9 protein-coding genes are annotated in these 13,967 nt (G+C 50.1%); 2 read left to right on the forward strand and 7 right to left on the reverse strand.

Features of this window, described 5'->3' with window-relative positions:
• Window positions 1-11: 11 nt before the first annotated feature.
• A complete protein-coding gene (locus KW844_RS15305) occupies window positions 12-2,000 on the reverse strand; it encodes a PKD domain-containing protein (RefSeq protein WP_218377661.1) in 1,989 nt (662 codons plus the stop codon).
• Between the two features lie 105 nt (window positions 2,001-2,105).
• A complete protein-coding gene (locus KW844_RS15310) occupies window positions 2,106-3,194 on the reverse strand; it encodes a hypothetical protein (RefSeq protein ID WP_218377662.1) in 1,089 nt (362 codons plus the stop codon).
• A gap of 140 nt (window positions 3,195-3,334) precedes the next feature.
• On the opposite strand from KW844_RS15310, the gene KW844_RS15315 reads away from it, so the two are divergent.
• On the forward strand, window positions 3,335-3,892 hold the full coding sequence (locus tag KW844_RS15315; protein ID WP_218377663.1) for an RNA polymerase sigma factor: 558 nt from the start codon (window positions 3,335-3,337) through the stop codon (window positions 3,890-3,892).
• A 3-nt stretch (window positions 3,893-3,895) separates the two neighbouring features.
• Window positions 3,896-4,624, forward strand: a complete 729-nt coding sequence (locus KW844_RS15320) for an anti-sigma factor (protein ID WP_218377664.1) — start codon at window positions 3,896-3,898, stop codon at window positions 4,622-4,624.
• Window positions 4,625-4,626: 2 nt separating this feature from the next.
• Here KW844_RS15320 and KW844_RS15325 read toward each other — a convergent pair whose 3' ends face one another.
• The 5 genes from KW844_RS15325 to KW844_RS15345 all read right to left on the reverse strand — a co-directional run bounded on the left by KW844_RS15325 (window position 4,627) and on the right by KW844_RS15345 (window position 13,826).
• Window positions 4,627-5,172, reverse strand: a complete 546-nt coding sequence (locus KW844_RS15325) for an alpha/beta hydrolase (protein WP_218377665.1) — start codon at window positions 5,170-5,172, stop codon at window positions 4,627-4,629.
• A gap of 260 nt (window positions 5,173-5,432) precedes the next feature.
• Window positions 5,433-6,185 (reverse strand): hypothetical protein, encoded by a 753-nt coding sequence (locus tag KW844_RS15330; RefSeq protein WP_218377666.1) that lies wholly within the window; start codon window positions 6,183-6,185, stop codon window positions 5,433-5,435.
• A 25-nt stretch (window positions 6,186-6,210) separates the two neighbouring features.
• Window positions 6,211-7,767 (reverse strand): RagB/SusD family nutrient uptake outer membrane protein, encoded by a 1,557-nt coding sequence (locus KW844_RS15335; RefSeq protein WP_218377667.1) that lies wholly within the window; start codon window positions 7,765-7,767, stop codon window positions 6,211-6,213.
• Between the two features lie 12 nt (window positions 7,768-7,779).
• Window positions 7,780-10,902: a TonB-dependent receptor gene (locus tag KW844_RS15340; protein WP_218377668.1), complete on the reverse strand. Its 3,123-nt coding sequence runs from the start codon at window positions 10,900-10,902 to the stop codon at window positions 7,780-7,782.
• 74 nt (window positions 10,903-10,976) lie between these two features.
• Window positions 10,977-13,826, reverse strand: a complete 2,850-nt coding sequence (locus KW844_RS15345; protein ID WP_218377669.1) for a TIM-barrel domain-containing protein — start codon at window positions 13,824-13,826, stop codon at window positions 10,977-10,979.
• Window positions 13,827-13,967: the final 141 nt, after the last annotated feature.

Here is a 13,967-nt window from a genome sequence, read left to right on the forward strand (position 1 = left end):
GTTATGTTTTTTTACAATCGATAGATAGCGTATACGAAAAATCTGTTGGGGGTATTCCCCGTTACCTGGCGGATATACCTTAGCCCCAGCGCAGGACCGGCTTTCACACTGCCTGCCTGTATATCCGCAAAGGCTGCTGCGTTTAAAGAAGCAAACCACGCGGTGTTTTCTGCAACAGTGCTGGTAACTGTTTTCAGGATAACAGCAGGCTGCTGAAAATCGGAGAGGTAGGCTTTTTCTTCCGTAGTGGTTTTTGTGGAGATGTTAACCTGCGCTAACGCACCGGCGCCTACGCCCAACCACCGGGTGATGTTATAGCGGAAATGAAGTGGTACCATCTGGAAAGAGCTTTTCGTAACAGTAGTCACATTGCTGCGCCCACTGATCATATATGCCTGCCCATCCACGGTGGTATCCCGTTTATCCCGTGTGAACCCGCCTGCCTGCGCTTCCTCTTCCAGTAGCCCTGCATAGGCTTCCACCTGAAAGTACGGCCGCGATGGTGCAAATGGCGCCAGCACCGCACCCAGTTGCAATGGGCCTTTCAGCGTATAGTCGCCCTTATCCGGCGAAAACGTGTAGCCGGCAACGATAGCCGGTGAAATACCTTTGATAAACTTAGCCGTAGCCCGGTTGGTATAAATAGGTTCGTTCTTGTCGAATATAATAGCAGCGCTGCTGGAGAAGGGAATCTTCTTCGGCTTCTTTTTAAAACGGATTGTATAGCTGATAAAGCCTTTGGTGGAGTCGGGGTCGCTCACCCCATCCTGCTGCATGCCGGGCAGGTAAATATTCCTGAATACGAAATACAGGCTATCCTTTGTACGTACGGTGTCGATGCAGCTTTGGGTGTTGTAGGCGGAGTCGCAGGCGATGCATACCGGACTCATATCGTTGATGGCAACTGTTTCTGTGTTCAGCTGCCTGGGTACTGCAATACCAATGGCCACTTTTTTAGCGGGGCCTTTGCCTGTGTTCTGAAACTGGACTTTATAGGTCAGTTCCTTCTTTTTTCCCATGAGGCGGTAGTTGATCCGGCGTTTTTTCAGCTGCATCCTGTTTGGGTCGTGCGAGGCTACTACAGGCATTTCCAGGGTATATGCCTCCGGTTGCAGGGAAGGATTGTCCGGCACTAATATAGCCGTCATGCTTACTACAGCATTGGTGTCCGCAATCATTTCCGGCAGGGTGTGCATGGTCACAAACAAAAACTGTTCTTGTGCCTGCTGCACAGTATTGAATTTCATCACGGTATGTCCGTTGTATACCTGCTGCATATTCTGTAACAAGGCTTTGGCAGCGGAGTTTGGCGTGTTGCCTGTACCAGCTGCGGGGCCGCGTGCAAAAAGCATTTCATTGTTATCACCTTCCAGTTGCGCCAGCAGTACGTCCATGGAGCTGGAGTCCATGCCGGCATAATTGCGTTTTTCCGTGATGCCAAAGCAGGCGCGGTCAAATTGGCGTTCGTTGTAAAACAGCACCAGCGAGCCAGGGCCCACATCGCCCGTGATATTCCGGTAACCTATCAGGGCCACAAAATCCTCTCCCGGCTTGGGATTCCTGTTTATTTTCATTTCTATATTGCCATTGCTGCGGAAAAAGTTGGAGGCCCATATGCCAGCCTTCACCGGCTTCTTCACTTTGATGGCCCTGGGTTTGGTAGGAGGGGCCTTGCCATCATCATAGTTGTTGGTAGCGTATAGCCGTAGCTGATAGGTGCCGGTATCTTTGTAATGCAGTTCGGGAATTTTCGAGAAACTAAAGGTGCCGTCACCCAGTTCCCAGAAGTAGGTATAAAAAGCAGCAGGGGCGCCTGCTATCTGTCGCAATGGGCGCAGCTTTGCCGATACCTGTATGCTATCGTCCCCACCTGTTACTACAATTTCAGCAGGCACGGTATCTTGCGGAAAGGCTGGCAGCTGTGGCAGGGGCTGCGATTGCGCCCACATAAAATCAGGCTTGAGCAGTAACAGTACGATGATAGGGAGCAGATATTTCATACCATATAAATATATATCATTATTCTACAAATCGCAATAAGCTGGCACATGGCCAGCTTGTTGCGATTCAGCATTTGGGGGTATTGTAAACGGATAACAGGCCAGTTATTTGGAATTCATACCGTTAATCAATGCCAGCAGGGAAGTGGCGTCTACCGGTTGCAGATCGAAACTAACCGTGGTATAGTTATCGCTGCCGGAAGGAGTGCCAATCACCACTGTTTTCTGTTCGGCGTACAACTGTCCGTTCAGGGCACTGATAGCGAGGAAGGTACCTTCCTGGCCAATAGGAATGGAGCTTTGATAGCTGTGGAAGCCATCTTTGCCTGTGGGGGCAGATAGGATAACATTATAGAACTTTACCAACGTATTCAGGTTCTTAGGTTTGAAGAACAGCATGGTGGGTTGTTCTCCGCCAAAGCTGACAGCCGTTTCGGTGTTGAAGTGATTAGTGAAATAGGCCATCACCGTCGTTTTAGGATTAGGTGAGGAAGCCAGGGCATCACAATTCACCCAGCGGAGCAAACTGTCCAGTTTGAAGTCCATACTACTGTTGGTGGAATTAAAAAAGGCAAAGCTGAATGGGATCTGGTTCCAGGCCACGCCTTTCACCGCCTGCACCTGGGACGTAACAGTTACCGGCTGATTGATATGATTGTAGCCGTACTGTGTTAAAGTAATAGTGGTATCGCCGCTCCACATAGGTACTTCCTTATTGGCGCCATTGGCGGCCGCTCTGGCAGGTACCTGTACCCGGATACCACTATCATTGTTCGGTCGCAGGCCAAGGACCTGTGCTCCCTGCGCTGCCTTCACAAAGAACTCCCCGTACGATTCCAGCAGCCTGCCATCGCTGGTAACCGTCGCCTTGTCCGCCAGTATCATCGCACTCACATCCCGGATCTCCTTGATACTGATGGATACCGGTCCGGTAACAGGTTGTCCCGCAGCTGTAATAAATGCATTCCCGGACACATGAAATTTTGTACCCTTCGTAGTGGTAATTACACCACCAGCTGCTCCATCCACCGTAAATGTTTCGAACTTTGGGGCATGGCCGTTTAACAAATCCGCCAACATAACTGCATCCAGACCCTTCACAGGTGCATCATTATTGTTATTCTTTTTGCAGGCACCAATAGTAAGCGTGGTAGCAAAGAAAATGACGATCGATTTTACAGAGATTCTTTTCATAACAATTATTTTAGAAGTTGAGTTTTTAGGTTTGTTTGTATAGAGATCAACCGCCCCGGAAATTTGTTACCCCCTATTTCAAAAAATATTTTCAGGAAAGATGTATTTTAGCCTATATCAACCGTATAATTCAATCCCAGATGGCAATTCACCCCGATCAGCGTTACCTGGAAGGCCTGCTGAAAAACGATACTTTAATAGTGCAGGAGATCTATCAGCGGTTTTCGGGTAGGATTAAACACTATATTTTGCAGCACCAGGGCACCGAAGATGATGCCGCCGATATTTTTCAGGAGTCGTTAATAGATATATACAACCAGGCAAAACATAAACAGTTACAGCTGACCTGCCCCTTCGAACCTTTTTTGCTGCTTCTCTGCAAAAGAAAATGGCTGAATGATATAAAAAAAAGAGGCCGCCAGCCGGTAACAAAAAAGCTGGATGATGTATATGATGTAGGGGAAGATGTGTTTGCCGCCGCGGAACAAACGTTACAGGATGAAACCCGTACCGCCGTTATATTGGCACAATTCGAACGGTTAAGCGAAAAATGCCGGGAAATACTCCGCAGCACCCTTACCGGGGAGGCCCAGGAAAAAATTGCCGCCACCCTTGGCGTTACCTACGGCTACCTGCGTAAGAAAAAATCGGAATGCATGGCGCAACTGCTTTCCTATGTACAGGCTCAAAAAATTTAGTGTATGACTGGTTATAATAATGAAGATATCATCCGTTATGTAGATGGCGATATGGATGCCGCCGAAGCTGCCCGCTTTGAGGCGGACATGCAGCAAAATCCTGCGCTCGCCGCCGCAGTAAGGCAATACCGCGAGGTAAAGGCTACCCTGGCACAGCGCCTCCCGCCGGACCCACAGCTGCACGCCTTAAAAGCTTCCCTGGCACAACAACGTGCTACCCACTTCAAGGCCACAGCCAAAGTAGTTTCCATCCGAAAATACCTAATTGGCGCCGCCGCCGCGGCAGCTATTCTCGTAGCCGTACTGGTACTGCGACCATCAACCGATAAAGATTTCTTCCACCAATACGCCAACACCATGGAAGTATCTGCTGAAAGGGGAAATAATACTGATACACTGCTGATCCACGCCGCCAGCCTGTATAACAGTAAAGAATACACGAAAGCAGTGGCAGTACTCAACACCTACCTGCAGGTGGACAGCTCCAATGCCCAGGCTCTTTATTACCGCGGCCTCGCAGGTATTAACACCCCTACACCGGCACAGGGAGTGGCCGACCTGGAGACAACGTTTGCCGGCGTATCGATCTTTAAATACGATGCCGCTTTTTACCTGGCCGTACATTTCGCACAACAGCACAACGTGCCCGTTGCCACTTCCTGGATAGATAAAATCCCTGAAGATGCAGCGGTGTACCTCAAAGCACAGGAGCTGAAAAAACAGATAAAATAACGCTATAACTTCACACCAGCCGGGAGTAGCTCACGCAGATACTGCAGCCCCTCCGGCCACTCACCCAGGTTCGACAGCGCATTGATATGCCCCTTGGCACCCAGGTTAACAAAACGGCTGCCCCAGGTGGTGGCAAAATAAGTAGCCCGGTCTAAAGAACAGTATTCATCATTGGTGCTGGCCACCACGATGGATTTAAAAGGTAGTAATTTATTGGGGATAGGGGTAAAGCCCTGCGCCTCCGGCGGAAAACCCGGCCGCTCCGCATCCGGCGGCGCCACCAGCAACGCGCCTGCAATAGGGCGCTTCGTTTGTGCAGCCCAGTGAGCAACAGCAATGCAGGCCAGACTATGCGCCACAATCACCACCCGAGGCCCCGCAGCAGCCACCTCCCGCTCTATATGCGCCACCCATGCCGCACACACGGGCGCATCCCAGGATGTTTGTTCAATTCGTTTGGAGCCCGGAATTATTTGCTCCCACAGGGTTTGCCAATGTTGAGGCCCGGAACTGCCTAGTCCCGGCGCAGTGAGCACGTGTATAGCCATGTATGAACGCTGGTTTGTACAGAAAGATAATAAATATCTCTCCAAAAAAATAGCCGGTGTTGGAGAACACCGGCAACAGGTAACAACCAAAACAGCATATTGTATACTGTAGTAATTTAAAAGGGAGGCTGCCTCAGCAGCACTTTTTTCCCCGGAAACGGACAGGCCGGCAGCCTGCCTGCTTCCGGAGTTACAGGACGCCGCAGGTGCGCCATAGCTCCGGAAAAAATGCTGGTGAAACAGCCTCCAACAATGGAATTTTAAAATATAAATCCTTTACGCTTAAAATGCCAGTACTTCCTCCAGCCATCACCCTGCTGTACCATATACAGCTCATTGGCCGTCAGCGTTAAAATGTTGTAAGTAGTTTTCTCCCCCTTAGGAATATCGGAACCATTGATTTTGATCGTCATCTTCTCCGGATCAAAAGTAAACCCGGCATTGGTCACCTTGCCATCATGTTTCAGCTGGAAGTTTAAGCCCTTGTCCAGGTTAAACACCATCTCATCATTGGCCACATCACTCATCTCCGCCAGGGAAGGCACCCACCAGGTAGGTGTAGGGGAGTCGCCCGGGCCCACGCCATGATAGCTTTTGTCCGGCACATCAAAAGCCCATACCCATGTTTTGCCGGCAGCCCCGTTGGTGAGTAAATCCCAGCTCGGACTGGCAAAGTATTGAGGATCATTCCGGGTGACTTTCACTTTCACTGAATCATATTTCGGTGTTTCCGCGCCATAGGCGAAATACTTGATGTAAAACTCCCCGCCAAAAGGCATGATCACCACAGCATCTTTCTGATTGGTACCACCAAATACATAGTCCCAGTAAGGAATAGCGCCCTTAGTATTGCTCTTCAGTGTTACCTGATTGTCGTACGCAGGGTTCTGGGTAACGGTGAAGTCCAACTGAATGCCGTCAGGGCTGCTGGGGCTGATGCTTTTTTCATACGGCTCACAGGCATGCATACACGCAGCAGCCAGCAGTATTATATATAGTTGAAAACGTTTCATGGTTGTTAATTTTAACAGTGAACAATTACCAGCCGGTATTCTGTACAATGGTGCCATTGCTCAGGTTGATCTGCGTTTCCGGAATCGCAAACAGCCCCTTGGTTTCACTACGGAAGCTGATGTTAAAGGCGGCATCGGCAGAAGGATTGTCGATCGCGGCTTTCGCTACGGTAATACCCTGCCTCAGCAGATCCCAGTAACGCTGCCCTTCCAGCGCCAGCTCAAACCTGCGCTCCGTCATAATCTGATCTTTGCTGGTAAGCGTCACACGGTGCAGCTGATCCTGGAATGCACGATCCCGTACCTGATCCAGGTATTGCTGCGCCTTTGCATTATTGGTGCCCAACTGCAGTTCTGCGCCCATCAGCAATACATCAGCAAAGCGGATGGCTACATAGTTATCGTAGTTATCCCACTGGAAATTACCTCCCAGGTCCTCCGGTTTTTTGTCATTGACAGGCGTATACTTCTTTATAAAAAAGTTAGTATTCTGCGCCTGATCACCCACCACATACTGGCTGGAATACCCCTCGGCATCTATGCTGATGATACTGGCACTTCTGCGGGTATCGCCGGGTGCATAGGCATCATATAGCTTAGGGTTCACGGTAGCTGCGCCCCATCCTTTGTAGTAGGGCCCCAGCACCTGGCTGCGGATGCCAATCATCGTTTGTACACGGTTACCATTTTGCTGGTTCTGATCACCCATACCGAGGTAGGTAAACTGAATCGTAAACACGCCTTCGGCATTATTTTGACCGGCATATTCATTGGCAGTTGCACTGGCCCTGAACAGGTTATTAAACTTGCTCACGAGTGCATGCCCGCTGTTGTTAATCACATCTTCCACCGCTGCCAGGGCATCTGCTTTAGAGGTAACGGAGCCAATACCCTGCTTACCGTAATAACCGGTATAATACAGGAATACGCGGCCCAGCAGCGCTTCTGCCGCCCATTTGGTAGCGCGGCCATATTCTCCGGAAGGAATGGCACTGTATTGCGTTGCAGGCAGCAAGGCAATCGACTCCTTCAGGTCCGTAGCAATCTGCATATACACGCTGTCCGGATTAGCCTGGGGAATATAATAGTCGCCCGGCTGCAGCGGCTTGGTAATCAGTGGTACATTGCCGAACATACGCGCCAGATCAAAATAATAGTAAGCACGCAGGAATTTGGCTTCGCCGATATAACGGTCACGGGTAACCGTATCATTTTTAAAATCGGCACTGCCAATGTTCTGCAGGAAAATATTGCAGCGGTAAATAGCGGTATAATATTTATTCCAGGCCTCTGCGTTCAGGTCATTACGTGGAATACTTTTATCCCACTGCAGCCAGCCGTTATCGGCATTGCCGCCGCCGCCAAATGCTTCATCGGATGCAATGGTAGCGCTCAGGTAAATATTCCCATAGCCGTCTACGTTCAGCATGCTGTAGGCGGATACCAGCGCTTCATAGGCATCCTTCGGTGTTTTGTAAAATGCTTCGATCGTCTTCCGGTCCTTGGGAGCGGTTTCCAGGAAGTCCTTGCCGCAGGATGCCAGCATACCGGCGGCCATAAATATGAGGAGTAGTTTTTTCATCAGTGGTCGCTTTTAGAATTTAACATTTAATCCTACCAGCAGCGTTCTTGCCTGAGGGTAGTAGCCAAGGTCGGTACCTGACGACCAGGAGTCAATACCAAAGCCTACTTCAGGATCAAGCCCTCTATATTGTGTGAAGGTGAACAGGTTTAATCCGGATACATACAGGCGCACCTGACCTAATCCGGAATGCTTGAGCAGACTGCTTTTCAGGTCATATCCCAGGTTGATGCTTTTCACACGCATGAACGCACCGTTATGTACATACAGGTCCGAAAACTTGGTGTAGTTGCCATTGGCCTCATCACCCAGCGTTACGCGTGGCGTAGTGTTGGAAGTACCTTCCCCATGCCAGCGGTTAAAGATGTCGGTAGTGTAGTTATTGTAGAAACGGTCATATGCCCTGGTACCATCCACAATCTGGTTGCCACCCACGCCGTTTAGCAGGATGCTTAAGTCAAAGCCTTTGTAGGAAGCGTTGAGGTTGATACCATAAGTATGCGTTGGCAGCGGACTACCTACTTTCGTTTTATCTTTTGCATCAATTACACCATCCCCGTTTCTGTCCACAAAGCGTACATCACCTGGCTGTGCGCCCGGTTGGATTTTACCGTTTTTGCCTACGTAATCATCCACTTCTTTTTGATTCTGGAAGATGCCGGCAGTTTGCAGACCATAGAAATATCCCATAGGGAAGCCATTTTCCGCGCGGTAGTACTCATCCATGTTAGAAGATAATACACCGTTGTAAGATGGATGCAGTACGCCTTCCTGGTTAGGAATATTCATCACTTCATTTTTATTGTAAGTGATGTTACCGCCAATGTTAATCCGCAGGTCACCAAAGCTGTGGCCGTAGTTGATGGCCAGCTCCACGCCGGTGTTGCGTACGCTGCCCCCGTTGATGGTAGGTGCGCCGGTACCGGCCAGCTGAGGAATAGGAGCGGTTACCAGCCAGTCTTTCGCCACTTTTCTGTACCAGTCGAAAGTGATGTTGAAGTCGTGAAACACGGTCGCATCAAAGCCGATATCAGTTTGCTCGGAACGTTCCCAGCGTAAGCCCGGGTTGGCAATAATATCCGGTGAGGACCCAATGGCTTTGTTGTTGTTGAAGTAGTAGTTACGGTATACGCTGGAGATGGTAGCGAGGTATGCGAAATTGCGGATACGGTCGTTACCGTTCTGTCCCCAGCCGCCGCGCAGCTTCAGGAAATTGAGCCACTCAGATTTCAGGAAGCTTTCATTGGAAGCCACCCAGCCCATGGAAAATCCGGGGAACACACCATAACGGTTATCAGCACCAAAGCGGGAGGAACCATCGCGGCGCAGGGTAGCAGTAAGCATGTACTTTTCATCGAAGTTGTACAGCACCCTGCCAAAGTAGGATTGCATCCTGTTGCCTTCCTGCATACCAAATACTTTACGGAGGGAGTCATTGGTACCATTGCTCAGCAACGCATGCGCCATATCAGGGATGATGAGGTCACCTGCACTGCCGCCCACATTATAACCATCAAACAACAAGGCCGTGGTTCCTACCATTACATTCAGGTTATTTTTACCAAACTGCCGCTGGTAGCTGAGGGTGTTATCCCAGTTCCATTTCAGGTTGCGGTACATGCCTTGTGAGGCGGTGGAGTTTTTATTACTGTTGTTGGTAGCTAGTTCGTATACAGGTACAAAGCTCTGGTTGTATACATATGACAGGTCGATACCGAAGTCGCTACGGAACACCAGCCCCTTGATAATGGTAGCGTCTACATAAATATTACCCAACAGGCGATCGGTGATGGCCTTATTATTTTGCGTATAGTCGAGGATACCCATCGGGTTCACCTCGTCGGCAGCCATCGGAGAGCGGGCATAGGCGCCGGTGCTGTCGTACACCGGGAAAACCGGGCTGGCATTGAGGAAGCCGCGGATAGAGTTATTGTAGATATTGCCCGTACCGATACCACTTTGACGTATATGCGAATACGTTAGATTTTCCCCTGCTTTCACCCTGTCTTCCCAAACCTTATGTTCAGAATTGATACGGAAGGAAGTACGTTCGAAGTACGACCTGCCGGCAATACCCATGATCCCTTGTTGCCCCATATAGGAAAGGGATGCGGAGTACACGCTCTTGTCGTTTCCGCCGCCAAAGCCCAGGCTGTAGTTCTGGATAGGGGCATTTTCAAGGGTGGCTTCTTTTTGCCAGTCGGTGCCGGCGCCCAGTTTGGAAAGTGCATCCGGCGAAAAGACAGGCACCTTGCCACTGTTGATGGAAGCCTCGTTCATAATAGAGGCGAACTGGGTGGCATTCAGGAGCGACATCTTCCTGCTCGGGTTCTGCCAGCCATAGGAGGCATCCAGCGTTACCGCCATCTTACCTTCCTTTCCTCTTTTGGTGGTAATTAACACCACTCCGTTGGCCGCGCGGGTACCGTATATCGCCGTGGAGGCCGCATCTTTCAGGATATCCAGCGAAGCAATGTCGGATGGGTTCAGGTAGTTGATGTCATCCGCCGGGAAACCATCCACGATAAACAGCGGACGGCTGTCGCCGTTGGTGCCGATACCACGGATCACAATTTTTAAGGCATCGCCGGGCTGACCGGAGTTAGACGTTACCTGTACACCCGGGGCCTGGCCCTGGAGGCTAGATTCCACGCTGATGCTGTGGTTTTGTACCAGGTCGGAATTACCTAAGTGCACGGTGGCGCCGGTTACTACTTTCTTTTTCTGTGCGCCGTAACCCACTACTATCAGCTCATTCAGCCCCGTGGCAGCTGATTCGAGCCGTATAACGGTACCGGCTATATTTTTTGCGGGAATCTCCTGACGGGTGTAACCTACCAGCGACAATACCAGTACATCCCCTGGCTGTGCATCCAGTGTAAATGTACCGTCAGGCTGCGTGATGGTGCCTTTGGAGGTGCCCTTGATCATAATGTTTACGCCGGGTAACGGGCTGCCATCTTTGGCATCTACTACCTTACCGGTAACAGGTTGCCGCACAGGCGCCACTATAACGGGTTTGTTGGCAGCAGCCAAAAGGGATGGCGGTGCCGCAGTGATCATGCTGCACAGCGCCACAGTGCCAAGCATGTACTGCTTCAGCAACGGACTGCTTTTAATGTACCAGATTTTCATGTTTAACGTGTTTTATTAGGCTGGGTGATGTATCTGAGTTTTCTTACGTGGACAAAAAAAGGAATTGATCTGGGTCAGAAGGCCCTGATCGTTTTTGCTATTCCATTATATGTTATCAGTTCGCTTTTATTGCCTTTTATCTGATCCGGCGAACGCGGATGGGATTTGTCCACAATGATAAATTTGAAATATCTTGTTGTCAGCATTCCCGGGAAACTGCCTTCCCTGGCGCCGATCGTCAGTTCTTTCTTTGCTTCGTTCCACTCCAGCCGGATGCGGGTAAACGCCCCTTTTTCATAATCGTAATTGGTATTGCCATCTTCATACAGCTCAAACTTCGCATCCTTGCCGGCATATACAAATACGCTGAGGGTATCCGGTTTTTTCTCTGCCACATATTGCAGTTCCGGACCTACCGGAATAATACTGCCTTCCTTTACATACAGCGGAATCCTGGAAAGTGGCGCTGCTGCGGTAATACGGCGCCCTCCATCTTCATATTTTCCGGTATAGTAATCATACCAACCATTGCCTTTAGGGAGATATAAATCCCGTGTTCTGGCCTTGTACGTAGTAACAGGATTTACCAGCAGCGACGGGCCGAACATAAACTGGTCGCCTATACGCAGGGTGGCAGTATCGTAACCGAAATCCATAGGCAGGCCACGCATAATCGTATAGTCGTGATGGTAAGTATCTCCCGAAAGAGTATATACATAAGGCAACAAACGATAACGGAGCTTGTCGTAATACAGCATGGACTGATAAGCCTCACTGTTTTCCGGCGCTACATTAAACATCTCCCTGTATGGATATTGGCCATGAGAGCGGAACAGCGGGCAAAAAGCACCATACTGGAACCAGCGGGTGTTTAACTCCTGCCACTCATCCTTTGCGGCGCCCTGGGGATTTGGATGGTCATATTTATCTTCCACAAAAAATCCGCCTATGTCGGTGGTCCAGTAAGGCAGGCCTGACATGGTATAGTTCAGCCCCGCAGGAATCTGGCGGGCAAACTCCTCAAAAGTAGCGGCAATATCACCACTCCATGATGCCGCTGCATAACGCTGTATACCGGCGTACGCATTGCGGGTGAGGATAAACACACGCTGGTCCGGCTTAGCCGCACGCTGCCCTTCATACACGCCACGTGCATTCAGCACGGAGTAAGTATTGAAATACTGGCTGGCAGGCCCAATAGCCGTAGGGTCCATCAATTTTTTGCGGGACTCAATAGAAGCGTTGCTTAAAATATCCGGCTCGGTAGCATCTAACCACCACGCATCTACGCCTTTGCTGAACAGCTTATCGTTCATGAAGCTCCAGAACAGCTTGCGGGCGTCAGGATTAAAGGCATCGTAAAAAGTAGATACATAACCTTCGCCGATCCAGTCGCGCTGGCGGTTTTGGATATTCTGTTTATACAGCCAGTTGTTTGTATCAAATGCTTTGTAGGTGCTGATGCCTTCGTAAAACTTAGGCCACACCGAAATCATAAACTGTGCATGGTATTTATTGTGCAGCCGGTCAATCATACCCGCCGGATCGCTGAAGCGCGCAGGATCAAACTCCTGGCTGCCCCATTCGTCCTGCTTCCAGTAACTCCAGTCCAATACGATGTTGTCCAGCGGAATTTTTTTCTCCCGGAAGGTGGCTACGGTATTTTCAATTTCGTCCTGCGTTTTATAGCGTTCACGGCTTTGCCAGAAGCCCATAGCCCACTGTGGCAGCATGGTGGCCTTTCCGGTAATCTGGCGGTAACCGCCGATCACTTCGTCCATTGTACGGCCATTTACAAAGTAATAATCCAGTTTCTCCCCGGCCTCAGAAGTAAACACGGCTTTATTACGCCATGCCGCAGGGGTAGGGGATAAGGTTTTCACGGAAAGGAACGACTGGGTAGTTTCCGGAATCCACTCTATTCTAACGGGAACGGATACACCCTTTTTCAGTCCTACCTTAAATTGTGAAGGGCCCGGATTCCAGCTCTCTCTCCACTTATCCAGCTGCAGCTTGCCATCGATCCAGATTTTCAGGTAGCCGGAGGCCTGGATGAAAAATTTATAGTCTCCTGTTTCATCCCCCTGCAGGGAGCCTTCCCAGGTAGCCTTTCCTTTTTCCAGCGGAAATTTGGCCGGGAGGCGGTGTAGATCTTCCAGAAATTCATAGTTAATCACACTATCCCGCTGTTGCAGGTATACATGTCCTGTTTTTTTATCGCTATAGGTAGCAGATAGGGCGCCCGGCTTGCCGTCAGCAGATACCAGATGCAGGGCATTGAGCTGCTGGCGCTCACGCGGATCACCAAATTTGGTGACGGAATAGTTATCCCATAAAATCCCGTACTTGTCGGTAGATACCAGGAAAGGCACTACTGCTACGGAGTTGTATTGGGTGAGATCCACATCCTCGTTGCGGTAGTCCATGAGCCCTGCCTGGTGTTGGCCAAGGCCATACAGTCCCGCCGCGGGGTTTACCTCAAAGGCCTGTTGAATCTTGTACAGGTCTTTACCATTGATGGTTTCCGGCTGGAACTTGCGGCCGCCATTGGCGGCTTCGGCCAGGATGATTTTACCACCCGGGTGGCGGAAGGTAACCCGTCCGCTGGCTTTATTGACATCCACGCGGAGGGATTTGGTAGTCAGGGTGTAAAAGTCCCCATTGTCTTTATAATCCCAGGCAGCCTGGTTGCCGGTGGCATTCACTGCCATAATACTGGGTGTGCTGCTGATCTCCTTGTCGGGAGAGGCAGTTACATGCACTATATTGTCACTCATTACCTGCAGCCTTACCTGGGAAGCCCCATTTTTAGCAGGTTTGTCCAGCCGGATCAGTACACCGTCGGTGAGCTTTTCTATCTGCCCGGCATAACACCAGGAGGTAATACAAGTCAATAATGCAATCGGAAAGGTCCTTTTTATCATATTCATGTGGAATTTGTGCAGCCTTGCAGCGCGCTCATAACGATGCCAGCAAAAATAGAGGGGGACCATCACTTTGAGGGTACGGTTCTGTTTCAGATTATGGGTCAAAATGTTAACCGGAAGGGGTACCGGCAACCGGTT

The sequence above is a fragment of the Chitinophaga sp. sic0106 genome (assembly GCF_019219075.1).
Taxonomy (GTDB): Bacteria; Bacteroidota; Bacteroidia; order Chitinophagales; family Chitinophagaceae; genus Chitinophaga.